The organism is Klebsiella sp. Q2, assembly GCF_009900705.1.
Lineage (GTDB): Bacteria > Pseudomonadota > Gammaproteobacteria > Enterobacterales > Enterobacteriaceae > Klebsiella > Klebsiella quasipneumoniae.
Genome location: NZ_JAAABE010000002.1, coordinates 121,572 through 145,436 on the forward strand (window position 1 = coordinate 121,572; position 23,865 = coordinate 145,436).

At 57.0% G+C, this 23,865-nt stretch carries 26 protein-coding genes and 1 other annotated feature; of the genes, 16 read left to right on the plus strand and 10 right to left on the minus strand.

From position 1 onward, the window contains the following. Window positions 1-9: 9 nt before the first annotated feature. The 3 genes from GT756_RS08280 to pfkB all read right to left on the minus strand — a co-directional run bounded on the left by GT756_RS08280 (window position 10) and on the right by pfkB (window position 2,298). Window positions 10-882, minus strand: a complete 873-nt coding sequence (locus GT756_RS08280) for a fructosamine kinase family protein (protein WP_160124698.1) — start codon at window positions 880-882, stop codon at window positions 10-12. Window positions 883-987: 105 nt separating this feature from the next. After that, a complete protein-coding gene (gene ghoS / locus GT756_RS08285) occupies window positions 988-1,272 on the minus strand; it encodes a type V toxin-antitoxin system endoribonuclease antitoxin GhoS (protein WP_004203147.1) in 285 nt (94 codons plus the stop codon). Between the two features lie 93 nt (window positions 1,273-1,365). Continuing rightward, window positions 1,366-2,298, minus strand: a complete 933-nt coding sequence (gene pfkB, locus GT756_RS08290; RefSeq protein WP_004203145.1) for a 6-phosphofructokinase II — start codon at window positions 2,296-2,298, stop codon at window positions 1,366-1,368. Between the two features lie 356 nt (window positions 2,299-2,654). On the opposite strand from pfkB, the gene GT756_RS08295 reads away from it, so the two are divergent. The 10 genes from GT756_RS08295 (at window position 2,655) to ihfA (ending at window position 11,516) form a co-directional block, all read left to right on the plus strand. Beyond that, complete coding sequence (locus GT756_RS08295) at window positions 2,655-3,413, plus strand: YdiY family protein (RefSeq protein WP_004203142.1); 759 nt, start codon at window positions 2,655-2,657, stop codon at window positions 3,411-3,413. Between the two features lie 269 nt (window positions 3,414-3,682). Further along, entirely contained in the window at window positions 3,683-3,916 is a 234-nt protein-coding gene (locus GT756_RS08300; protein ID WP_004203141.1) for a hypothetical protein, read from the plus strand. 431 nt (window positions 3,917-4,347) lie between these two features. Beyond that, complete coding sequence (gene thrS / locus GT756_RS08305) at window positions 4,348-6,276, plus strand: threonine--tRNA ligase (RefSeq protein ID WP_017900777.1); 1,929 nt, start codon at window positions 4,348-4,350, stop codon at window positions 6,274-6,276. 3 nt (window positions 6,277-6,279) lie between these two features. After that, entirely contained in the window at window positions 6,280-6,822 is a 543-nt protein-coding gene (gene infC / locus GT756_RS08310) for a translation initiation factor IF-3 (RefSeq protein WP_004189469.1), read from the plus strand. Between the two features lie 92 nt (window positions 6,823-6,914). Continuing rightward, window positions 6,915-7,112 (plus strand): 50S ribosomal protein L35, encoded by a 198-nt coding sequence (gene rpmI / locus GT756_RS08315; protein WP_001124225.1) that lies wholly within the window; start codon window positions 6,915-6,917, stop codon window positions 7,110-7,112. 50 nt (window positions 7,113-7,162) lie between these two features. Next, window positions 7,163-7,519, plus strand: a complete 357-nt coding sequence (gene rplT, locus GT756_RS08320) for a 50S ribosomal protein L20 (protein ID WP_000124850.1) — start codon at window positions 7,163-7,165, stop codon at window positions 7,517-7,519. A 118-nt stretch (window positions 7,520-7,637) separates the two neighbouring features. Beyond that, window positions 7,638-7,762 (plus strand) — a sequence feature (Phe leader region). Beyond that, a complete protein-coding gene (pheM, locus tag GT756_RS08325; RefSeq protein ID WP_001386830.1) occupies window positions 7,643-7,687 on the plus strand; it encodes a pheST operon leader peptide PheM in 45 nt (14 codons plus the stop codon). (Overlaps the previous feature by 45 nt.) A 63-nt stretch (window positions 7,763-7,825) precedes the next feature. Then, window positions 7,826-8,809, plus strand: a complete 984-nt coding sequence (pheS, locus tag GT756_RS08330) for a phenylalanine--tRNA ligase subunit alpha (protein ID WP_002909105.1) — start codon at window positions 7,826-7,828, stop codon at window positions 8,807-8,809. 15 nt (window positions 8,810-8,824) lie between these two features. Then, window positions 8,825-11,212, plus strand: a complete 2,388-nt coding sequence (gene pheT, locus GT756_RS08335) for a phenylalanine--tRNA ligase subunit beta (protein ID WP_160124699.1) — start codon at window positions 8,825-8,827, stop codon at window positions 11,210-11,212. A gap of 4 nt (window positions 11,213-11,216) precedes the next feature. Further along, window positions 11,217-11,516, plus strand: coding sequence for an integration host factor subunit alpha (gene ihfA / locus GT756_RS08340; RefSeq protein WP_002909098.1), 300 nt, complete (start codon window positions 11,217-11,219; stop codon window positions 11,514-11,516). Between the two features lie 52 nt (window positions 11,517-11,568). Here ihfA and GT756_RS08345 read toward each other — a convergent pair whose 3' ends face one another. Genes GT756_RS08345 through GT756_RS08355 form a run of 3 tightly spaced genes read right to left on the minus strand, consistent with a single transcriptional unit; the run spans window position 11,569 to window position 14,136 of the window. Then, window positions 11,569-11,922, minus strand: coding sequence for a RidA family protein (locus tag GT756_RS08345; protein ID WP_072140481.1), 354 nt, complete (start codon window positions 11,920-11,922; stop codon window positions 11,569-11,571). Then, window positions 11,919-13,184 carry a D-amino acid dehydrogenase gene (locus GT756_RS08350; RefSeq protein WP_367889866.1) on the minus strand — a complete coding sequence of 422 codons (1,266 nt, stop codon included), beginning with the start codon at window positions 13,182-13,184 and terminating at the stop codon, window positions 11,919-11,921. The genes GT756_RS08345 and GT756_RS08350 overlap by 4 nt, the downstream gene beginning before the upstream one ends. Window positions 13,185-13,221: 37 nt before the next feature. Beyond that, window positions 13,222-14,136: a LysR family transcriptional regulator gene (locus tag GT756_RS08355; RefSeq protein ID WP_004203130.1), complete on the minus strand. Its 915-nt coding sequence runs from the start codon at window positions 14,134-14,136 to the stop codon at window positions 13,222-13,224. 276 nt (window positions 14,137-14,412) lie between these two features. Here GT756_RS08355 and GT756_RS08360 point away from each other — a divergent pair, with 276 nt between their 5' ends. Together GT756_RS08360 and btuC are read left to right on the plus strand one after the other, a co-directional pair. After that, the gene (locus GT756_RS08360; protein WP_004203129.1) at window positions 14,413-15,846 is read left to right on the plus strand and encodes a hypothetical protein; all 1,434 of its coding nucleotides are present in this window, start codon (window positions 14,413-14,415) and stop codon (window positions 15,844-15,846) included. 121 nt (window positions 15,847-15,967) lie between these two features. Further along, on the plus strand, window positions 15,968-16,945 hold the full coding sequence (gene btuC, locus GT756_RS08365) for a vitamin B12 ABC transporter permease BtuC (protein ID WP_032456262.1): 978 nt from the start codon (window positions 15,968-15,970) through the stop codon (window positions 16,943-16,945). A 45-nt stretch (window positions 16,946-16,990) separates the two neighbouring features. Here btuC and GT756_RS08370 read toward each other — a convergent pair whose 3' ends face one another. Continuing rightward, window positions 16,991-17,791, minus strand: a complete 801-nt coding sequence (locus tag GT756_RS08370) for a MetQ/NlpA family ABC transporter substrate-binding protein (RefSeq protein WP_004203125.1) — start codon at window positions 17,789-17,791, stop codon at window positions 16,991-16,993. Window positions 17,792-18,027: 236 nt separating this feature from the next. Between GT756_RS08370 and GT756_RS08375 the strand changes: the two genes are divergently transcribed. The 4 genes from GT756_RS08375 (at window position 18,028) to selO (ending at window position 21,430) form a co-directional block, all read left to right on the plus strand. Beyond that, entirely contained in the window at window positions 18,028-18,579 is a 552-nt protein-coding gene (locus tag GT756_RS08375; protein ID WP_004203124.1) for a glutathione peroxidase, read from the plus strand. Next, entirely contained in the window at window positions 18,579-19,328 is a 750-nt protein-coding gene (gene btuD, locus GT756_RS08380) for a vitamin B12 ABC transporter ATP-binding protein BtuD (RefSeq protein WP_160124701.1), read from the plus strand. The genes GT756_RS08375 and btuD overlap by 1 nt, the downstream gene beginning before the upstream one ends. A gap of 81 nt (window positions 19,329-19,409) precedes the next feature. Next, window positions 19,410-19,874 carry an NlpC/P60 family protein gene (locus tag GT756_RS08385; RefSeq protein ID WP_002909082.1) on the plus strand — a complete coding sequence of 155 codons (465 nt, stop codon included), beginning with the start codon at window positions 19,410-19,412 and terminating at the stop codon, window positions 19,872-19,874. A gap of 113 nt (window positions 19,875-19,987) precedes the next feature. Continuing rightward, window positions 19,988-21,430: a protein adenylyltransferase SelO gene (gene selO / locus GT756_RS08390; RefSeq protein WP_160124702.1), complete on the plus strand. Its 1,443-nt coding sequence runs from the start codon at window positions 19,988-19,990 to the stop codon at window positions 21,428-21,430. A 29-nt stretch (window positions 21,431-21,459) separates the two neighbouring features. Here selO and hemP read toward each other — a convergent pair whose 3' ends face one another. The 3 genes from hemP to GT756_RS08405 form a co-directional block, all read right to left on the minus strand. Next, a complete protein-coding gene (gene hemP, locus GT756_RS08395) occupies window positions 21,460-21,639 on the minus strand; it encodes a hemin uptake protein HemP (protein WP_023290103.1) in 180 nt (59 codons plus the stop codon). A gap of 154 nt (window positions 21,640-21,793) precedes the next feature. Continuing rightward, on the minus strand, window positions 21,794-22,840 hold the full coding sequence (gene aroH / locus GT756_RS08400) for a 3-deoxy-7-phosphoheptulonate synthase AroH (RefSeq protein ID WP_004203118.1): 1,047 nt from the start codon (window positions 22,838-22,840) through the stop codon (window positions 21,794-21,796). Window positions 22,841-22,994: 154 nt separating this feature from the next. Then, entirely contained in the window at window positions 22,995-23,828 is an 834-nt protein-coding gene (locus tag GT756_RS08405) for a pyruvate, water dikinase regulatory protein (RefSeq protein WP_002909061.1), read from the minus strand. Window positions 23,829-23,865 lie beyond the last annotated feature (37 nt).

A 23,865-nucleotide genomic window follows, 5' to 3' on the forward strand; every position in this document is an offset into this window, starting at 1 on the left:
AAACCTTGTCTAACGCGTTTTTTCCATCAGGACATCGTCCAGCGCCTGCTGGACTGTCACCAGGTGCTGGCCACCGAACAATATCGCCCGGTTCAGCAGGGTATAAAGCTGGTAAATCGGCTGACGCTCGAGAAAACCAGCCGGTAGCGGCGAGACGGACTGATAGCCGTCATAGATCTGCGGGGGTTGTTCCGGGTGCATCGGCAGTATTGCTAAATCACACTCGCGGTCGCCCCAGTAGCAGGCCGGGTCGAAGATGTAGGGGCCATCCGGCCCTAAGGCGCAGTTGCCGGACCACAGGTCCCCGTGCAGCAGCGAAGGTTGCGGCTGATGGTTGGCCAGCCGCTGCTGTACCACATCGACTAAGGTATCGATATCGCCAAAGTGCAACCCTTTCTCCGCCGCCAGCTCCAGCTGCCAGCCGATACGCTGCTCGGCAAAAAACACCGACCAGCGACGCTGCCAGGCGTTGGGCTGCGGCGTGGTGGAAAGATCGTTATCAAAATCCAGACCGAACTGCGGCTGATCGCTCCACCGATGCAGGTGGGCTAACTGCTGGCCAAGCAGGAAAGCGTTATGCGCATCCAGCGGACGGGGAGGGAGGTATTCCATGACCACGAAGCTGTAGTCGCGATCGCTGCCGACGGCAAAGACCTGCGGTACGCGAACGGTTTTGCTTCGCGACAGCAGCTCCAGCTGATCGGCCTCGGCGGTGAAGATAGGCAGGAGTTCCCGTTCGTCGCATTTCACGAAGTAATCTTTGCCGCCGAAGCGCAAATGCCAGGCGGAATGGATCTCTCCGCCGGGCAGCTCGGTTTTCAGTTCGATTTCAGCGTCTTCGGTATGCCAATCGCGTAAAAGAGTACTGATTGCTTGCCACATGCTGTCTCTCCCCATGTTTTCCACCATATCATAAGGTTAGCGCATTACTACCGGGTAAACCTGGAACTGACGCACAACTGACGCTTTCCGTTGCGCTAAACGCATTTATTGAGCTTTTAACCACTCGGCGAATGTGCTGACGGCGATTTCTGCCGGACGGCCAAGGGCCGATTCCGCCAGGCCGGCGCTGAGAGCTTTCACTTCCTCGGCTGTTTGGGCGCTCAGCAGGCCAAAGGTATTGGTGCCCAGCTCATGGGGCGTGCCCTCTTCATCATTGAGCGTTAGTACAAACCCGGCACGGGTAAAATGGTTGCTGACCTCATTGATCTCCGTTAGCACCTGCTCATGGAAGGTTACGCTGACGACCCAGGCGGTAATTTCATTGCTCATCTCGACACCCCGTTGTTATGTATGGCCTTTCCAGCATAGACCATCCTGCAAATCTCGCGGCTCCCCTCCGCCGGCGCGGAGGGGCAGGGGAAATCAACGTCCGCAGAGATAATCGTAGATTTTTTGCGTATTGGCCTGCGAACAGAGGCGGGTACCCTGGTTGATGGTCGCGGCACTACCGGCGGCGACGCCAAAGCGTACCATGTCTTCGAGGCTGGCGTTTTCCGCCAGACGCAAGGTCATGGCGCCCACCATGCTGTCGCCGGCGCCGACGGTGCTCTGGCTTTTCATTGGCGGCGGCACCACCTGAACGCTGCCGCTGGCGTCAACCCCTAACGCCCCCTGCGGACCGAGGGAGACCACCACCCGGCGCACTTTACCGGACTGGATCAACGACTGAGCGGCAAGGCGGACGTCATCAGGCTGGCTCAGATCGCGCTGCACGAGGGCGCTGAGCTCTTTCTGGTTTGGCTTCACTAATTCAATATTGCCGACGTCCAGCGCGGCGGCCAGCGCATCGCCGGAGCTGTCGATAATGCAACGCAGGCCTTGCTGTTGCGCATTTTTAACCAGCTGCATCAGATTTTCGACGCTGATACCTGGCGGCAGGCTGCCGCTGATCACCAGCAGTGAGCCGGGGTCGATGGTCAGGACTTTTTCTTCCAGGCGGCGGAATTCATCGTCTGTCAGCGCGGCGCCGGGCATCACAAAGCGATACTGTTCGCCGCTGGCGGCCACGTGAACGTGCAGGTTCTGTCGCGTCCAGTCGCGGGTTTCGACGGTCTCGATCGGCACCTGCTCATCGGCCAGCAGGGCGGCAAGGTGCTCGCCGGTGGCGCCGCCAATCGGGAAAATGGCGGTGGCTTTGCCGCCGAGAAAGGTCACGGCGCGGGCGACGTTGATCCCGCCGCCGCCGGGTTCAAATACCGGCGCGCTGCAGCGGAGTTTCCCTTCCGGGTAGATCTGCGGGGTCTGGGTGGCGCTATCCAGCGAGGGGGCCAGCGTGAGCGTATAAATTTTGGTCATTCCTTCTCCTCCTTAATACGGCGACTGTGCTTTATTTAAGCATGGCACGATGATTCAGGGAGGGAAAGTGCTGTCCCTGAGAGATTTGCAAAGAAGCCTGTATTTTCATTATGAAATAAAGATTGTTTCCGGAGCTGTCTTATTCAAAAAACGAAAGAGTAAGTGATTGCTATGTTATTCGTGCTTTTTTATAATTTGCTACCTTTCTTAGGACCTGCACTCCGCGATCCTCGCGAAAGTTTCCGGGACCCACAGGTCTCTTTTATGTTGTACGGACGCTAAATTCAATGAGCCGGCATGGTTAGGCCTGTTCATCATTTGTACTGTCCTAAAAAAATGTATTTTAGAGAGTTATAATGAAGCTTTTAAAGACAGTACCCGCAGCGGTCATGCTGGCGGGGGGGCTTTTTGCGTCTGTTGGCGCAATGGCCGATGATTCTGTATTTACCGTCATGGATGACCCTTCCGCTGCCAAAAAACCGTTCGAAGGGGTGGTCAACGCAGGTTACCTGGCGCAGTCCGGCAACACCAAGAACTCCTCAATGACGGCTGATTCCACCCTGACCTGGTATGGCAACACCACCGCCTGGTCCCTGTGGGGCAACGCCAGCAACACCTCGTCCAACGATGAGCGCTCCTCAGAGAAATATGCAGTCGGTGGTCGTAGTCGCTATAACCTGACCGATATGAACTACGTCTTTGGGCAGGGCAGTTGGCTAACCGACCGTTATAACGGCTATCAGCAGCGCGATGTCCTGACGGCGGGCTATGGTCGTCAAATCCTCAACGGACCGGTGCACAGCCTGCGGTTTGAATTTGGTCCTGGCGTCCGCTATGACGAATACACCGACGGGGATACCGACACTCAACCGCTGGGCTACGCCTCCGGAACCTGGGCCTGGCAGATGACCGATAACGCCAAATTTACCCAAGGGGTATCGGTATTTGGCGCCGAGGACACCACGGTCAACTCAGAGAGTGCGTTAAACGTGGCGATTAACGCCCACTTTGCGTTGAAAGTGGCGTACAACGTCACCTGGAACTCGGAGCCGCCGGCGTCTGCGCCGGAGCATACCGATCGCCGGACCTCGCTCTCCCTCGGGTATAAAATGTAATATTTTCAGGCCGGGTTTCCCGGCCTGATCGTTTTAGATTTAGCAATAAGTGACATTATTTTTTCTGGCAATTCGTTTTAGTTTTTATAAAAAGAAACTGGCCTCCATTTTTTCTCCATTATTCTCCATTTGCTGACAAATATTCATTCTATTTGACACGAAAAGCTAAATATTCGACGGACAAATATGTGATCTGGATCTATACTAACAGCCACTGACCGAATGGAGACATTGTTCGGTCCGTCTTCCGTAATAAGAGAATAAACATCATGAAAAAAAGCCAATTTACCATCGCAGCCCTGGCGCTGTGCGTGCTTTCCTTTGGCGCATCGGCCGCCACGCCAGTTCCGCCGTCGGGTAACCAGGACCATACGCAGGTAGGTATCGCCAAAGCTACCGACGTTGAGGCCGGATCGAATATTGCCCCCGGTTCCCGTAGCACCGGACAATCCATGAGCGATGCCTTTAATGTGCATACGCTGGTGGCAGGCGAGTGGTCTTAATATCGCAGGCTACTGCTTCACGGGCAGTCTATTAAGCCGGGTAAAGTGGTACCGGTTTAACGACCCGCGCTAAACATCACGCAGGCAATATCAACGCGTCTCTTTTAGTTTGTCCGCATAATATCGTCCGGCTTCGCTGGTGATTATTATCGCCCCTTCCTGGCGGATATTCTGCTTTTATCCGCGCCGCTCTTGTTTTCTCCGCATTCCGCCATCATTTATGCTATTGCGGCTTTAATCACGTACCAATGATGTGTAAACTACTCCCCGGTGTTATCAGCAGGCGGCAGCAGGCGGGAACGATCGCTCCGGTCGTGCTCCTCTTTTCGCAGAGTGAAGCGGGAACTGCGCCTTAACCTGGTGATAATTATGATTATATTGTTTTGTATGTGCTCTTTCGTGTGGGGCACCACTGCAAATAAGGACATAAAATGCCTGTAATTACGCTTCCTGATGGCAGCCAACGCCATTTTGATCACGCCGTCAGCCCGATGGACGTCGCGCTGGATATCGGCCCAGGCCTGGCGAAAGCCACCATCGCCGGGCGGGTAAACGGTGAACTGGTAGACGCCTGCGACCCGATCGAAACCGATTCCACCCTCTCTATTATCACGGCTAAAGATGAAGAAGGGCTGGAGATCATTCGTCACTCCTGCGCGCACCTGTTAGGCCATGCTATCAAACAGCTGTGGCCCAACACCAAAATGGCTATCGGTCCGGTTGTTGATAATGGCTTCTACTATGACGTAGACCTCGACCACACCCTGACTCAGGAAGATATCGACGCGCTCGAAAAACGTATGCATGAGCTCGCCGAGAAAAACTACGATGTCATCAAGAAGAAAGTGAGCTGGCACGAAGCGCGTGAAACCTTCGTGAAGCGCGGCGAAAGCTATAAAGTTTCTATTCTTGACGAAAACATTGCTCATGATGACAAGCCTGGCCTGTATCATCATGAAGAATATATCGATATGTGCCGCGGTCCGCACGTGCCGAACATGCGCTTCTGCCATCACTTCAAGCTGATGAAAACCGCCGGTGCCTACTGGCGCGGCGACAGCAACAACAAGATGCTGCAGCGTATCTACGGTACCGCGTGGGCCGATAAAAAAGCGCTGAATGCTTATCTGCAGCGTCTGGAAGAAGCCGCGAAGCGCGACCACCGTAAAATCGGTAAGCAGCTCGACCTGTATCACATGCAGGAAGAAGCGCCGGGCATGGTCTTCTGGCACAACGACGGCTGGACTATCTTCCGTGAACTGGAAACCTTTGTCCGTTCGAAACTGAAAGAGTATCAGTACCAGGAAGTCAAAGGGCCGTTCATGATGGACCGCGTGCTGTGGGAAAAAACCGGCCACTGGGACAACTACAAAGATGCGATGTTCACCACCTCTTCTGAGAACCGTGAATACTGCATTAAGCCGATGAACTGTCCGGGCCACGTGCAGATCTTCAACCAGGGGCTGAAATCCTACCGTGACCTGCCGCTGCGTATGGCGGAGTTCGGTAGCTGCCACCGCAACGAGCCGTCAGGTGCCCTGCACGGTCTGATGCGCGTTCGTGGCTTTACCCAGGATGATGCGCATATCTTCTGTACTGAAGATCAGGTTCGCGATGAAGTGAACGCCTGTATTCGTATGGTCTACGATATGTACAGCACCTTTGGCTTCGAGAAGATCGTTGTCAAACTGTCGACTCGCCCGGAAAAACGTATCGGCAGCGACGAGACCTGGGATCGCGCGGAAGCGGATCTGGCGGTGGCGCTGGAAGAAAATAATATCCCATTTGAATATCAACTGGGTGAAGGGGCGTTCTACGGCCCGAAAATTGAATTTACCCTGTATGACTGCCTCGATCGTGCATGGCAGTGCGGTACGGTACAGCTGGACTTCTCTCTGCCGCAGCGTTTAAGCGCCTCCTATGTGGGCGAAAACAACGAGCGTCAGGTGCCGGTCATGATCCACCGTGCGATTCTCGGTTCTCTGGAGCGCTTCATTGGCATCCTGACCGAAGAGTTCGCTGGCTTCTTCCCAACCTGGATTGCGCCAGTGCAGGTGGTGGTCATGAATATCACCGATTCTCAGGCTGAATACGTTAACGAATTGACGCGTAAACTACAAAATGCGGGCATTCGTGTAAAAGCAGACTTGAGAAATGAGAAGATTGGCTTTAAAATCCGCGAGCACACTTTACGTCGTGTCCCGTATATGTTGGTCTGTGGCGACAAAGAAGTCGAAGCCGGCAAAGTGGCCGTGCGCACCCGTCGCGGGAAAGACCTCGGCAGCATGGACGTAAATGAAGTGATCGAGAAGCTGCAACAAGAGATTCGCAGCCGCAGTCTTCAACAACTGGAGGAATAAGGTATTAAAGGCGGAAAACGAGTTCAAACGGCACGTCCGAATCGTATCAATGGCGAGATTCGCGCCCAGGAAGTTCGCTTAACAGGTCTGGAAGGTGAGCAGCTGGGTATTGTGAGTCTGAGAGAAGCTATCGAAAAGGCTGAAGAGGCTGGAGTAGATTTAGTTGAAATCAGCCCTAACGCCGAGCCGCCAGTTTGTCGTATCATGGACTACGGCAAGTTCCTTTATGAAAAGAGTAAGTCTTCTAAGGAACAGAAGAAGAAGCAGAAAGTTATCCAGGTTAAGGAAATTAAATTCCGCCCTGGTACTGATGAAGGTGACTATCAGGTAAAACTCCGCAGCCTGATTCGCTTTCTCGAAGATGGCGATAAGGCCAAGATCACGCTGCGTTTCCGCGGTCGTGAGATGGCCCACCAGCAGATCGGTATGGAAGTGCTTAACCGCGTGAAAGACGATCTGGTTGAACTGGCAGTAGTCGAATCCTTCCCAACGAAGATCGAAGGCCGCCAGATGATCATGGTGCTCGCTCCTAAGAAGAAACAGTAAGGCCATCAAGAAACATTTCCGGTGGGCTTCGGCTCACTGGTTTTGTTCGCCTTTGTTTCGTTTATTAACAATGCGAAGTGGAAGTTATTAAAATGCCAAAAATTAAGACCGTACGCGGTGCTGCTAAGCGCTTCAAAAAAACCGGTAAAGGTGGTTTTAAGCACAAGCACGCTAACCTGCGTCACATTCTGACTAAAAAAGCTACCAAGCGTAAACGTCACCTGCGTCCGAAAGCCATGGTTTCCAAAGGCGATCTGGGCCTGGTTATCGCGTGCCTGCCGTACGCATAAGTCGTTAACGTTTAACTTTTTTAACTTAGAATAGATACAGGAGAGCACACATGGCTCGCGTAAAACGTGGTGTAATTGCACGTGCACGTCACAAGAAAATTTTGAAACAAGCTAAAGGCTACTACGGTGCGCGTTCTCGCGTATACCGCGTTGCCTTCCAGGCTGTTATCAAAGCTGGTCAGTACGCTTACCGTGACCGTCGTCAACGTAAACGTCAGTTCCGTCAACTGTGGATTGCACGTATCAACGCAGCAGCACGTCAGAACGGTATTTCTTACAGCAAATTCATCAATGGCCTGAAAAAAGCCTCTGTTGAAATCGACCGTAAGATCCTGGCTGACATCGCCGTATTCGACAAAGTAGCGTTCACCGCTCTGGTCGAAAAAGCGAAAGCAGCTCTGGCATAAGCCAGTTGAAAGAGGGAGCTTGTCTCCCTCTTTTCGTTTCAACACCATCAATACATTGACTTTTATCGGCGCAGGCTTTTCAATACAGGTCTGACGTTTCTTACCAGACAAGGTAATGCAAGCATGAATGCTGCTATTTTCCGCTTCTTTTTTTACTTTAGCACCTGAACTCAGGAGGCTAGCGCGTGAAAGAAGAAACGGAAAACAGCGCCAGAAAGCCTCCCCTGTGGAGGCTTTTTTCGTATATGGATTCGGAATATTAATTTCACTATAACCGGTGTCTGCACCGACATAATGAGGAAAACCATGTCACATCTCGCAGAGCTGGTTGCCAGTGCCAAGGCAGCCATTAACGAGGCATCAGATGTTGCTGCGCTGGACAACGTCCGCGTGGAATACCTGGGTAAGAAAGGGCATCTGACCCTGCAAATGACCACCCTGCGTGAGTTGCCGCCGGAAGAGCGTCCGGCAGCCGGTGCGGTCATCAACGAAGCGAAAGAGCAGGTACAGCAGGCGCTGAATGCGCGCAAAGCCGAACTGGAAGGGGCGGCGCTGAATGCTCGTCTGGCTGCAGAGACCATCGACGTCTCGCTGCCGGGTCGCCGCATTGAAAATGGCGGCTTGCATCCGGTCACCCGCACCATCGACCGTATTGAAAGTTTCTTCGGTGAGCTCGGCTTTACCGTGGCGACGGGCCCGGAAATCGAAGACGATTACCACAACTTCGATGCGCTGAATATCCCGGGTCACCATCCGGCGCGCGCTGACCACGACACTTTCTGGTTCGATGCCACTCGCCTGCTGCGCACCCAGACCTCCGGCGTGCAGATCCGCACCATGGAAAACCAGCAGCCGCCGATCCGTATTATCGCGCCGGGACGTGTCTATCGTAACGACTACGATCAGACCCACACCCCGATGTTCCACCAGATGGAAGGTCTGATCGTTGATAAAAACATCAGCTTCACCAACCTGAAAGGAACCCTGCACGATTTCCTGAACAACTTCTTTGAAGAAGATCTGCAGGTACGCTTCCGTCCGTCTTACTTCCCCTTCACCGAACCGTCCGCGGAAGTCGACGTGATGGGTAAAAACGGCAAATGGCTGGAAGTGCTGGGCTGCGGGATGGTGCACCCGAACGTGCTGCGCAACGTGGGTATCGATCCGGAAGTGTATTCCGGCTTCGCCTTTGGCATGGGCATGGAGCGTCTGACCATGCTGCGCTATGGCGTCACCGATCTGCGCGCGTTCTTCGAAAACGATCTGCGTTTCCTCAAACAGTTTAAATAAGGGCAGGACAGAACAATGAAATTCAGTGAACTGTGGTTACGCGAGTGGGTTAACCCGGCGATCGACAGCGAAGCGCTTTCCGATCAGATCACCATGGCGGGCCTTGAAGTGGACGGCGTTGAGCCGGTTGCCGGCAGCTTCAACGGCGTCGTTGTTGGTGAAGTCGTGGAGTGCGGTCAGCACCCGAACGCTGACAAACTGCGCGTCACTAAAGTCAACGTCGGCGGCGAACGCCTACTGGACATCGTCTGCGGCGCGCCAAACTGCCGTCAGGGGCTGAAAGTCGCCGTGGCGACCATCGGCGCCGTGCTGCCGGGCGATTTTAAAATCAAGGCTGCGAAGCTGCGCGGCGAACCGTCAGAGGGGATGCTGTGCTCCTTCTCCGAGCTGGGCATTTCCGACGATCATAGCGGAATTATCGAGCTGCCGGCGGATGCGCCGATCGGTACCGATATTCGCGAATACCTTAAGCTAGACGATAACACCATCGAGATCAGCGTCACCCCGAACCGCGCCGACTGCCTGGGCATCATCGGCGTCGCGCGCGACGTGGCCGTGCTGAACAAGGCGCCGCTGAACGCGCCGGAAATCACCCCGGTTGCCGCCACCATTGACGATGTGCTGCCGATTCAGGTTGACGCCCCGCAGGCGTGCCCGCGCTATCTGGGCCGCGTGGTGAAAGGCATCAACGTCAAAGCGCCGACGCCGCTGTGGATGAAAGAGAAACTGCGCCGCTGCGGGATCCGCTCCATCGACGCGGTGGTTGACGTGACCAACTATGTGCTGCTTGAGCTGGGCCAGCCGATGCACGCCTTTGACCGCGACCGTATCGAAGGCGGGATCGTGGTGCGCATGGCGAAAGAGGGCGAAACCCTGGCCCTGCTTGATGGCTCCGAAGCGAAGCTCGACAGCGATACCCTGGTCATTGCTGACCACAACAAAGCGCTGGCAATGGGCGGGATCTTCGGCGGGGAGCACTCCGGCGTTAACGACGAAACCCAGAACGTGCTGCTGGAGTGTGCCTTCTTCAGCCCGCTGTCTATCACCGGCCGCGCGCGCCGTCACGGCCTGCACACCGATGCCTCTCATCGCTATGAGCGCGGCGTCGATCCGGCCCTGCAGTATAAAGCGCTGGAGCGCGCCACGCGTCTGCTGATCGACCTCTGCGGCGGCGAAGCCGGCCCGGTGATCGACGTGACCAACGAAGAGACTCTGCCAAAACGCGCCACCATCACTCTGCGTCGTAGCAAACTGGATCGCCTGATTGGCCACCATATCGACGACGCGCAGGTCACCGACATTCTGCAGCGCCTCGGCTGCGAAGTGACGGTGGGCGAAGGCGAATGGCAGGCGGTGGCCCCGAGCTGGCGTTTCGACATGGAGATCGAAGAGGATCTGATCGAGGAAGTGGCTCGCGTTTATGGCTACAACAACATTCCTGATGAGCCGGTGCAGGCGGGTCTGATCATGGGTACCCACCGTGAAGCCGACCTGTCGCTGAAGCGCGTGAAAACGCTGCTGAATGACAAAGGCTATCAGGAAGTGATCACCTACAGCTTCGTCGACCCGAAAGTCCAGCAGCTGATCCACGCCGGTGAAGAGGCGCTGATCCTGCCAAGCCCGATCTCCAGCGAAATGTCGGCGATGCGCCTGTCGCTGTGGACTGGCCTGCTGGGGACCGTGGTCTACAACCAGAACCGTCAGCAGAGCCGGGTACGCATCTTTGAGAGTGGTCTGCGCTTTGTGCCGGACACCAATGCGCCGCTGGGCATTCGTCAGGATGTGATGCTGGCCGGGGCCATCTGCGGCAACCGCTACGAAGAGCACTGGACACTGGCGAAAGAGACGGTCGATTTCTATGATCTGAAAGGCGATCTGGAAGCCGTTCTGGATTTAACCGGAAAATTAGCGGATATCGAATTCCGTGCTGAAGCGACCACCGCGCTGCATCCGGGGCAATCCGCAGCGATTTATCTTAAAGGTGAACGCATTGGTTTCATTGGGGTTGTTCATCCTGAGCTGGAACGTAAACTGGATCTGAACGGTCGCACTCTGGTGTTTGAACTGGAGTGGAACAAGCTCGCAGACCGCGTGGTGCCTCAGGCGCGCGATATTTCCCGCTTCCCGGCGAACCGTCGCGACATCGCGGTGCTGGTCGCGGAAAACGTGGCTGCCGCCGATGTTTTAGCCGAATGTAAGAAAGTTGGCGTAAATCAGGTAGTTGGCGTAAACTTATTTGACGTGTACCGTGGTAAAGGTGTGGCGGAAGGGTATAAGAGCCTTGCGATTAGCCTGATCCTGCAGGATACCAACCGTACACTCGAAGAAGAGGAGATTGCCGCTACCGTTGCCAGATGTGTAGAGGCATTAAAAGAGCGATTCCAGGCATCATTGAGGGATTGAACCTATGGCGCTTACAAAAGCTGAAATGTCAGAATATCTGTTTGATAAGCTTGGGCTTAGCAAGCGGGATGCCAAAGAACTGGTCGAGTTGTTTTTCGAAGAGATCCGTCGTGCTCTGGAAAACGGAGAACAGGTCAAACTCTCCGGGTTCGGCAACTTCGATTTGCGGGATAAAAACCAACGCCCGGGACGTAACCCGAAGACGGGGGAGGATATTCCCATTACAGCCCGGCGCGTGGTGACCTTCAGACCCGGTCAGAAGCTGAAAAGCCGTGTCGAAAACGCGTCGCCTAAAGACAAATAATCTGAACTAATTAAAAAGGCCGCATTGCGGCCTTTTTCTTTTCTGTCGACTCTTACGCTTTAACGGCAGTGAGCATGATCTCCACCAGGATTTCTGGTCGCGCCATCTCCGCCTGCACGGCCGCTCGCGCCGGGCTATGGCCGTCCGGCATCCACTCCACCCACGCCTCATTGAACGCAGCAAAGTCACGTTCGATATTTTTCAGCCAGATCTGCGCGGAGAGAATGTGCCGCTTATCGCTCCCGGCCTCCGCCAGCAGGGCGTCGATCTTCTCCAGCACTTCGCGGGTCTGCAAGGTGATCTCCTCCTCGTTGCTTTTCGGCGTCTGTCCGGAGAGGAACAGCAGATTGCCATACTCAACGCTGGCGGAAAGACGAGGTTGTGGATGATTGCGAATAATTGTCATGCGGTTTGTTTCCATGTGAGACCTTCTAAAGAAATGTCTGGCATCTGATTGTCGATTAACGCGCCCAGCACCACCGCGCTGCCGGCGGCGAGGGTAAAGCCGAGGCTTCCCTGGCCGAGGTTCATCCACAGGTTGGGGTAGCCGGCGCGCCCCAGCATCGGCGGGCCTGCTGGTGTTGAGGGGCGCATGCCGGTCCAGACTTCGGCCTCGTCCAGCCCCTCCAGTTCAGGAAAGCTGCGGGCGACAATGTTCTTCAGCGCCTGGATGCGGCTTTCGCGCAGTTCGTCGCCGTCGTAGCCGATGTCCACCATCGCTGCGATGCGCAACTGCTGGCCAAGGCGGGCATAGACAATTTTGTGCCCATAGTCGGTAACGCTGATGTCCGGCGCAATGCCCGTCTGTTGGGGATAGGGAAGGGTCAGGCTATACCCCTTCAGGGCGCAGAGCGGCACGCGAACGCCCAGATGTCCCAGCAGCGGGCCGCTGCCGTTTCCGGCGGCGACGACATACTCATCGCCGGTGATGCTCCCGCGGCTGGTCTCCAGGGCGCTGACGCGTCCGCCGCGCTTAGTGAGCTGCAGCACCTCACAGTGGGTCAGCAGGCTGAAGCGGCTGCTGGCGGTGAGCTTGTCGAGCAGCGCAAGGCAAAACTGATGGCAATCCGCCGTTTCATCCCCCGGCGAATAAATGCCGCCCTGTAGCGAAGGGCTGATATGTTTTAGCGCCGGCTCCAGCCGCAGGCAGGCTTCAGCATTCAGCACCTGCTGATATTGAGGATCTATCCCTCTTGCCGCTTTAGTAAAATCGTATTCCCGGCGATGGATAATTAATTTTCCGCTGCGTCGCCAGTGAAAATCGGCAAGCCTATCCTCTTCCCGCCACGACTGCATAACCTGCCGGCTGAGCAGCGACAGACGCAATATATGGTCGCCGTTTATTTTATTGGTCTGGCTATTACAGGCGCGCAGGAACTGCAGCAGCCAGCGCCACTGCTGAAAAGAGATATTGAGACGCATATTGAGCGGCGAATCGGCTTTACCCATCCATTTCATCCCCTGCAGGGGAACGCCGCTGTCGGCAAGGGGGGCGACGTAGCGGTAACTTAATTGTCCGCCGTTGGCAAAACTGGTGGCGCTGGCCGGTTCGCCATTGCGCTCCAGTAATTGCACCTGATGGCCGCGCTTAATCAGTTCCCAGGCCGTGGCCAGACCGACCACGCCGCCGCCGATAATGACAATGCGTTTGTTCATAACCCGATATATCCACCGCTGATCAATTTATCGGGTTATGTCAAAGCATTTACCCCAGCGGCGCAATTGACTTTTTATGGTCAGGGTATAACCGCAGGTTAATCTCCTTGAGCTGCTGGCGCAGGCGCTGGCAGAGAAAATCGACGAACTTTTGCGCCATCGGGCTCAGGGAAACGTCGGCCCGCCGTAACAGGCAGAGGTTAATCGCGATCGGCGGCGTAATGGGATGGATCATCTCGGGAGAAAGGTTGTGCTGGGCGGAAAAGATATCGGTAATGCTGCAGCCCATGCCGCGCTTCACGAACTCGGTGGCCATATAGTAGGTCTGGACGTTTAGCCGGGTAGTGGAAAAGTCGCGACGGGTGGCGATGGCGGCGGAGAGCGAGTGCGGCCCCGGCGAGATCCACCGCTGCTGGTCGATCTCGCTGATGTCCACCGCACCCTGACGATAATGACGGTCGATATACACCAGCGGCACTTCGGCAATCAGGGTGGTAAGGATCTCTCCCTGCTGCACCGGCTGCAGCGTCAGCGCTAAATCTATCTCGCGTAAATCCAGTTTTCTAACCAGCGTCTCGGTGTGTTCTGTGGTGAGCGTCATTACCAGGTTGCTGTTTTGTTGATAAAAATCGGTCACCAGCTCCGGTACCAGGCTTAACCCCAGGCTTGGCAGGCAGCCTAAGGTGATTTTGGCACGCGGATCGCGGGCCAGGTTATCGGCCAGCAGGCGCAGGTTATCGAGGTCCTGATAAATAGTCTGCGCTTTTTCGAAAAGTGTGATCGCCTCGCTGGTCGGCAGCAGCTTGCCGCGCACCCGCTGAAAGAGGGTAAAGCCCAGCTTCAGCTCGGCGCTTTTTAACGCTTTGCTGGCCGCTGGCTGGGAGATATTGAGCGATTCCGCTGCCCGCGACAGAGAGCCGCAGGTCATGACGGCATAGAAGATTTCCAGATGACGCAGTTTCATGAACAGTTAACTCAGGGTTATAGCCTACCGATAAAAAGTCATTTTCTACTAACACTAAGTTAACATAAATTTAATCACCAATCAGCGCATTGGTTACATATTGTGCTGCTGGCCCCGCCTGATGGCGGAATAAAACGCTCTCAGAATCGTTTCCTTTGTACCCCACCAGACCCTCAGGCCGCGGCCAATAATGAAAAAGAGGGAGGATATTTTCTGAGCAGGCCCCAATACACCACCTGACCTTTACGGTCGGATTGATTGGCATCAAGGAGTGTTATGAGTGACTCAACGCTCGCAGGCAATACGCCTGTCAGACGAAATATCACGCGAAAAAACGTTATTACCGGTCTGTTATTGCTGCTGTTCGTGTTGATTGCGCTGTGGTGCCACGGTCGACCGGGCAGCGAGCTTGGCCTGCTGGGATTTACGCCGCTGGTGGCGTTAGCGATATTATCGCTGATCGGCGTCGATATTGTGCTGGCGGTCATCTCCTCGATTATTATCGCCATGATCATGACCTCAACCGGTCTGCCGGAAATGGGCGTGATGTTGGCGAAATCCACCGGGTCATTTATTGCCACCGTCGGGCTTATCATTATGCTCGGCGCCGGCGTGGGGGAGGTAGCCACCCGCACCGGCGCGGCGGTTGAGCTGGTGAAATTCGTGGTCCACCGTATTGGGCTGTCGAGCCAGACGCGGGTCAAGTTCGGCATTGTGGTGTCATCGATTTTAATTTGCGGTTCGCTGGGCACCATGGCCGGTGGCAACGCGATTATTGTCGCAGTGATTATCCCCGTAGCGGCGGCGGTACGCTTAACGCCGCCGACGGTGGCCGCGCTGATGATGACCGCCGGTTCCGTTGGACTCTTTACCGGGCCTTTCACCCCCAGCACCGTGACGATCCTCAGCCTTGGCGGACTGAGCTATCCGGATTATCTGCTGTATGTCGGCCTGCCGATGAGCGCCGTCACCCTGTTAGCCGGCTGGATCATGGCGGGACGGATCCAGAAGATGACCGAAGGCAAACTGTGCTATGAGGTCGATCTCTCGGAAAAGCCGCAAGAGGAACTTAACGCCGCGCAGCAGCGCCGGCGTAAATTAAGCGCGCTGGCTTTCGCCGCGACCATCATCGTGATGGCGGTAGTTGGAGTGGTGATTAAAGCCGGCTTTAGCTTTGCAATTATCGTCATGCTGCTGGTGGCGCTGATGACCGGGCTGGTGGGCGGCCTGCGGCCGACGCAGATCCTGCAGGCCCTCTATCACGGCTGCGGTCGTCTGGTGTGGATGTTTATTCTCTACTGGCTGTACAACCCGATCCTTGAGCTGATGGATGGCCTGCACGCCTATCAGGGGCTGCTGGAGTATACCCAGCCGTTGCTGGAGGGGATCTCCCCGGCCTGGCTGTGCTTTAGCATCTTCGCGTTCAATATTATCGGCCATGTGCCTGGCGCGGCGGTGGCCCAGATGACCTTTACTCATAAAATCTTTGGCCCAATGCTGATGGCCGCCGGCGTGCCGCCGCAGGGGACCACCGCGGTGCTGCTGGCCTCGTCTCAGGTGGACTGGTTCGGGCCGTTCCCCTCATCGGACATGTTCGGCCAGATGGGGCTGGCGCAGTCTACTCATCTGAAATACATGCTCTATAACGGCTGGGCAATCGTGGTGGCGAACATCATTCTCTTCGCGCTGCTGTTTCAGATCCTGGTGTAAAGCGGGATGGTCGACGCGGGGGAGCCTCCTCCGCGTCGACGTTTGGCTGTGAGGTTTTCCTTTTCTCACCGCGACAGCCACCGTAAAATCAGCCTCTTGTTCCCAGTGCGTAATGGAATCTATGCTGACTCTCGCCCATCTCCAACAGCGCCGCAGCCGGCGTTGGCTCTTTGGTTTAACGCTGTTGCTGCTGGTCACCCTGCTGATCAGTCTGTGCGCGGGGGATCAATGGATCCCGCCCGGTGAGTGGTTCAGCGCCAAGGGGCATCTGTTTATCTGGCAGATCCGCCTGCCGCGGACCCTGGCGGTGCTGCTGGTGGGGGCGGCGCTGGCGCTCTCCGGGGCGATAATGCAGGCGCTGTTTGAAAATCCGCTGGCGGAACCGGGTCTGCTGGGCGTCTCCAACGGCGCGGGCGTCGGGCTGATTGCCGCCGTCCTGTTGGGCAAAGGCCTGTTACCAGGCTGGGCGCTTGGGCTGTGCGCGATCCTTGGCGCGCTGCTGATCACCTTTATTCTGCTGCGTTTCGCCCGCCGCCATCTTTCCACCAGCCGTCTGCTGCTGGCGGGGGTGGCGCTGGGCATCATCTGCAGCGCCCTGATGACCTGGGCGGTGTACTTCTCCACCTCTTTTGACCTGCGGCAGCTGATGTACTGGATGATGGGCGGGTTTGGCGGCGTCGACTGGCAGCAGCTGTGGCTGATGATAGCCCTCCTGCCGGTGCTCTGCTGGGTCTGTCTGCAGTCACAACCCCTGAATTTACTGGCGCTGGGCGAAGTCTCCGCCCGTCAGCTCGGGCTGCCGCTGTGGCTGTGGCGCAAGCTGCTGGTGGTGGCGACCGGCTGGATGGTCGGCGTGAGCGTGGCGCTGGCGGGGGCGATTGGCTTTATCGGCCTGGTGATCCCGCACATTCTGCGGCTGTGCGGCTTGAGCGATCACCGGGTGTTGCTCCCGGCCTGCATGCTGGCGGGGGCAAGCGCTTTGCTGGGGGCGGATATTATCGCCCGGCTGGCGCTTTCCGCCGCTGAGCTGCCGATTGGCGTGGTGACGGCGACGCTGGGCGCGCCGGTCTTTATCTGGTTGCTGCTGCGCTCGCGGTGACGGGGATAGCGCGACGCCGTCTGCAGGGACGGCGCCGGCTCGGGCTTACCAGCCTTTGATCGCGTCGCCTTTGTAGACTTCCTTCGCTTTTTCCGCGACTTCACTGGTCTGGAAGGCGGCTTTCAGTTCCTGAATTTTCTTGCTGTCCTTGTTATCCTCGCGGGCGACGATCGCATTCACGTAAGGGGAATCCGGTCCCTCCATGAACAGGCCGTCGCGGGCGGCAGACAGGCCGGCCTGGGCGGAGAAGTTGGTGTTAATGATTGACAGGCTGACGTTCGGGTCATCCAGAGTACGAGTCAGCTGCGGGGTATCCACCTCCACAATTTTCAGCTGTTTTGGGTTGTCGATGATATCCAGCGTGGTGGGTAAATAGCCGACGCCCGGTTTCAGCTTGAGCAGTCCCTGCGCCTGCAGCAGCAGCAGGCTGCGGCCCAGGGTGGTGGTTTCATTAGAGATGGTCACTGTCGCCCCCTCAGGGAGCTCGCTGATATTTTTGATACGATGTGAATAGGCGGCGATAGGGAAGACAAAGGTTTTACCCACCACCGCGAATTTATAGCCGCGCTCCTTCGACTGCGCCTCAAGGTAAGGCAGGGTCTGGAAGGCGTTGGCATCCACATCTTTGTTGTTCAGCGCTTCGTTAGGCAGCACGTAATCATTGAAGGAGACCACTTCGACGTCGAGGTGATATTTATCCTTCGCTACCTGCTCCACTACTTTCCAGATGGCTTCGTCCGGCCCGGTATTGATAGCGACTTTCACTTTATTATCTTCATCCGGAGAGCAGGCGCTCAGCAGGGCGACAGAGGCGGCGATTAACGCCAGGCTAAACAACTTCTTCATCAATAAAACTCTCTTAAATTAACAAGTAACAAAACCATATTACATTCATGGAACACTGTACACGGAAATGGTTGCCTGCCCAATTGAGAGGATTTCATGTTGCCGACGGGCAGCGAAGCGCTGTTACATCATGCGACAACTCGCGGGGATTGGCAGTAGAATGGCGGGCGCTGAATCCGCTACAGTAGATAGGGATCACCTTCACCGGAAACCGGTTTATCCATTGAGGACAGGCTATGCAACATGACATTCTGAATACCGAAGTGACGACCATTGATGGCGAGAAAACCACCCTGGCATCCTTTGCCGGCAAGGTACTGCTGATCGTCAATGTGGCCTCCAAATGCGGCCTGACGCCGCAGTACGAGCAACTGGAGGACCTGCAAAAGCAGTTTGCCGGCGAGGGCTTCAGCGTCCTGGGCTTCCCCTGCAACCAGTTCCTCGGCCAGGAGCCGGGCAGTGAAGAAGAGATTAAGACCTTCTGCAGCACCACCTACGGCGTCACCTTCCCGCTGTTCAGCAAGATTGACGTCAACGGCGAACATCGCGCGCCGCTCTATCAAAAGCTGGTTGCCGCCGCGCCGAAGGCGGTGGCCCCGGAAGGCAGCGGTTTTTATGAGCGAATGGCCAGCAAGGGCCGGGCGCCGCTGTACGTGGACGACATTCTGTGGAATTTCGAAAAATTCCTCGTCGATCGCCAGGGCAACGTCATTCAGCGCTTCTCTCCGGACATGACGCCGGACGATCCGCAGCTGGTGGCGGCGATTAAAGGAGCGCTGGCGAAATAATGTCGTTTCTGATGCAGCTACAGGATGTAGAAGCGGCGGGGCGTTTGGCCCCGTTTTCTGCGGCCTTTCGCGCCGGGGAGATCGTCCACCTGGTGGGGCCTAACGGCGCAGGGAAGAGCACGCTGCTGGCCCGCATGGCGGGACTGTCCGACGGCCCCGGTACGATTCATTTTAACGGACGACGGCTTGACGAGTGGCCGGCGACGGAGCTGGCGCGCCGTCGCGGATATCTGTGTCAACACCAGACCCCGCCGTTCGCCATGCCGGTGTGGCACTACCTGGCGCTGCATATGCAGCAGCAGGGTGATAGCGCCCGTCTGAGCGATATCGCGGCCCGGCTTGGTCTGGACAATAAGCTGGGCCGTCCGGTCAATCAGCTGTCGGGCGGCGAGTGGCAGCGCGTGCGGCTGGCGGCAGTGATCCTGCAGATCGATCCCTTAAGCAATCCCATGGGTCAACTGCTGCTGCTGGATGAGCCGATGAACAGTCTGGATGTGGCCCAGCAGGCGGCGCTGGATCGGCTGTTACGCGAGCTAAGCACGGCGGGAATTGCGGTGGTGATGAGCAGTCACGATCTCAACCACACTTTGCGCCATGCCGGACAGAGCTGGCTGCTCTGCCAGGGGGAAGCCATCGCCTGCGGGGAGACCGCCGAGGTGCTGAATGAGGAAAATTTAACCGCCGCCTATGCGATCCCGTTCCAGCGCGTGGAGGTGGCCGGTCATATTATGCTCATCGCGTCACAGTAGCACGCAGTTATCTTGTCACTATATTGATAAACAAGCTAAATTATTGCGATAAAGAGACTAGGGACAGAGGGATCATCTGAAATGCGCTTCTGGTTCATGTTGGCGGCGGCGTTAATTTTAGCCGGCTGCAGCAGCCATCGGGCACCGCCGCCGAATCCTCGGCTGGCTGACTCCATTACGGTGGTGGCGAATCTGAACGAGCAGCTGCGCAGCTGGCGCGGCGCACCGTATCGCTACGGCGGCATGACGCCGCGCGGCGTCGACTGCTCCGGCTTTGTGGTGCGCACGTTTCGCGATAAATTTGCCCTCCAGCTGCCGCGCGAAACCCGCGAGCAGGCGGAAATCGGTACCCGGATTGATAAGCGCGATCTGCTGCCTGGCGATCTGGTGTTCTTCAAAACCGGCTCAGGCGAAAGCGGCCTGCACGTCGGCATCTACGATACCGATAACCAGTTTATACATGCCTCCACCAGTCAGGGCGTCACCCGTTCCTCGCTGGATAACGTCTACTGGAACAAAAAGTTCTGGCAGGCGCGGCGTATCTGACGTCATTCAGCGGCCTGAGGGAAGCGAGCGCTTCCCTTTTTTATGCCGATAACCCTGCACTCCGCCCGTGTTAATCCGCTGTTCCAGGCACTACACTGGAGAGAGGAGGAACCATGACCCTTTCTTTTACCACCCACTGGCGGGATGAACTGCCGGACTTTTGCACTTCCCTGTCACCAACGCCGCTGGATAACGCCCGACTCATCTGGCGCAACGCCCCGCTGGCGCAACAGCTGGGCGTCCCTGACGCGCTGTTTGCGCCTGAAAGCGGGGCCGGCGTCTGGGGCGGGGAAGCGCTGCTCCCGGGCATGTCCCCGCTGGCGCAGGTATACAGCGGCCATCAGTTTGGCGCCTGGGCCGGCCAGCTGGGCGACGGCCGCGGGATCCTGCTCGGCGAGCAGCAGCTGGCGGATGGCCGTCGTTACGACTGGCATCTGAAAGGCGCCGGCCTGACCCCCTATTCGCGGATGGGAGACGGCCGCGCCGTGCTGCGCTCGACGATCCGGGAGAGTCTGGCGTCAGAGGCGATGCACGCCCTGGGGATCCCGACGACGCGCGCCCTGGCGATGGTGACCAGCGATACGCCGGTCTACCGCGAGCGCGTGGAGCCTGGCGCGATGCTGATGCGCGTGGCCGAGAGCCATGTCCGCTTTGGCCATTTCGAACATTTTTACTATCGTCGCGAGCCGCAGAAGGTCCAGCAGCTGGCCGACTATGTCATTCGCCACCACTGGCCGCAACTGCAGGATGAGGCGGACAAGTACCTGTTATGGTTCCGTGACGTTGTCACGCGTACCGCGCAGACCATCGCCAGCTGGCAAACCGTGGGCTTTGCCCATGGGGTGATGAATACCGACAACATGTCGATTCTCGGTTTGACCATCGACTACGGCCCGTATGGCTTCCTTGACGATTTTCAGCCGGACTTCATCTGCAACCACTCCGACTATCAGGGGCGCTACAGTTTTGAAAACCAGCCGGCGGTGGGGCTGTGGAATCTGCAGCGTCTGGCCCAGTCGCTGTCGCCGTTTATCAGCGCCGAAGCGCTGAATGCGACGCTGGATGAGTATCAGCACGCCTTGCTGACCGCCTATGGCCAGCGGATGCGCGACAAGCTTGGCCTGTTCAGCCAGCAGAAAGGGGATAACGACCTGCTCGACGGTCTGTTTGCCCTGATGATCCGCGAAAGAAGCGACTATACCCGAACGTTCCGCCTGCTGAGCCACAGCGAACAGCTCAGCGCCGCCTCGCCGCTGCGCGACGAGTTTATCGACCGTGCAGCTTTCGACAGCTGGTTCGCCGGATATCGCGCGCGGCTGCGTGATGAACAGGTGGGGGATGCCCAGCGCCAGCAGCGGATGCAGGGGGTCAACCCGGCGCTGGTATTACGTAACTGGCTGGCGCAGCGGGCGATCGAGCAGGCTGAGGCTGGCGATATGGGGGAGCTGGAGCGTCTGCATGCCGCGCTGGCCGATCCCTTCACCGATCGCGAGGACGACTACGTCCGCCGGCCGCCGGACTGGGGGAAACGTCTGGAAGTCAGCTGCTCGAGCTAACTCGCCTCGCCCCGCGCACCGCGGGGCGACTATTTGGTCAGGATCAACTTCCCGGCGTGGGTCTGGCGCAGCAGATAGCGCTGGCCGCCATGCTCAATGACTACCCGTCCTTCGCTGCCTAACAGAACCCGACTGCTGATCTGTCTGTCCGTCGCCACGGGATAGGGGGCATTGTCTTTTGGTTTTTCAGCTGTGGCAGTGTTATCCATACGCGTCATAGCTCTCAAAATAAAAATCAAAGCAACAATGATAATCATTATCAATAATGTTGTTTTTGACGGCAAGCGTTATTTATCGTGTTACCGAATTTGGTAGGGAATGTCAGAAGGGGTTCGCCCACCGCATGCGCGGCGGGCGGAGCGGTCACAGACGGGTGGCCGTGGCGGCCGCCAGCTCACTCAATAAACGTTCGCTGTCTTCCCAGCTCAGGCAGGGATCGGTGATCGACTGGCCCCAGGCCAGCGGCTGGCCGGGAACCACTTTCTGGGTCCCTTCCTGCAGGAAGCTCTCCGCCATAATGCCGGCGATGGCGGTAGAGCCCGCGCGAATTTGCTGACAGATATCGGCGCACACCTCCAGCTGACGGCGATGCTGCTTCTGGCAGTTGCCATGGCTGAAGTCGACCACCAGCTGCTCCGGCAGATCGAATTCCCGCAGCGCCTCGCCGGCGGCGGCGATGTCCTCGGCGTGATAGTTCGGCCGTTTGCCGCCGCGCATAATGATATGCCCGAACGGGTTGCCGCTGGTCTGGTAAATCGTCATCTGCCCCTGCTTGTCCGGGGAGAGGAACATATGGCTGGCGCGGGAGGCGCGGATGGCGTCCACGGCGATGCGCGTATTGCCGTCGGTGCCGTTTTTAAACCCGACCGGGCAGGAGAGCGCCGAAGCCATTTCACGGTGGATCTGACTTTCAGTGGTGCGCGCCCCGATGGCTCCCCAGCTGATGAGATCGGCGATAAACTGACCGGTCACCATATCGAGAAACTCGGTGGCCGTCGGCACCCCCAGCTCATTGACCTGCAGCAGCAGGCGCCGTGCCAGCTCAATCCCGTGGTTGACCCGGTAGCTGCCGTTGAGATCCGGATCGGAGATTAAGCCTTTCCAGCCCACCACAGTACGGGGTTTTTCAAAGTAGGTGCGCATCACGATCTCCAGCTGCGGCTGGTAGCGCTCGCGCATGGTCTGCAGGCGGCGGGCATACTCCATCGCCGCGTCGGTGTCGTGAATGGAGCAGGGGCCGATAATCACCAGCAGGCGGCGGTCTTCGCCGTTGAGGATTTTTTCAATTCGGCGACGGGAGGCCGAGACGTGGGCGGCCACGTCGGCCGTAACGGGATGGCGCTGGGCCAGCTCCGCGGGCGTTACCAGGCTTTCAATGCGCGCGGTACGCAATTCGTCTGTTTTATTCATTGGGGTCTCAAAAATCTGTTTCTTCGCCAGCGAAAATGCCGGGAAGTGATGCGCATCACGATAAACCAATCCCTGCTTATTGCAAGAGCAGGGCATGATCCTGTATAGGCCACGGGTGATAGCATAAACAAATTTTTAATAATGTACTAGTGTATTAGTACATCCTGCGATTCAGCCCCATGATGTCCATGATTTTTGTCGCTATTTCCTCAACGGAATAGTTGGTGCTGTTCAGGCAGGGGATTTTATTCTTGCGATACAGCGCCTCCACTTCGGTCACTTCCATCCGACACTGGCGCAGCGAGGCGTAGCGGCTGTTCTCCCGGCGCTCCTCGCGGATCGCCGCCAGACGTTCCGGATTGATGGTCAGGCCGAACATCTTATGCTGCAGGGGTTTCAGCGAGGCCGGCAGAACCAGATTGTCCATATCGTCGGCGATAAACGGATAGTTGGCGGCGCGAATGCCGTACTGCATGGCGAGGTACAGACTGGTGGGCGTCTTGCCGCAGCGCGACACGCCGAGGAGGATCACCTGCGCCTGGTCAAGGTTGCGCAGCGAGATGCCATCGTCATGGGCGAGGGTGTAATCGATGGCGGCGATACGCGCATCGTATTTGATCAGGTTCCCGGGGTTCAGGCCGTGGGTGCGGTGCGCCACCGGGGTCGGGTCGAGGTTGAGCTCCTGCTGCAGCGGGGCCACCAGCGCCTGAACGATATCCTGACAAAAGCCCTCGCTTTGCAGAATGATATCGCGGATCTCCGGAATGACGATGGAATAGAACACCAGCGGGCGGATGCCCGTTTGCTGATAAATCGCGTCAATCTGCTCTTTCACCGCCCGCGCACGGCTGATATTTTCCACAAACGGCAGGGTCACGCTGCTGATGGCGACCGGGAATTGCGACATGACGGCATGTCCCAGCACCTCCGCCGTAATGGCGGTACCGTCAGAAATATAAAATACGTGGCGATCTACAGCACTTTCCATTTTGACCATCCGGTATAATGAGTTTAATTGCCTGAAA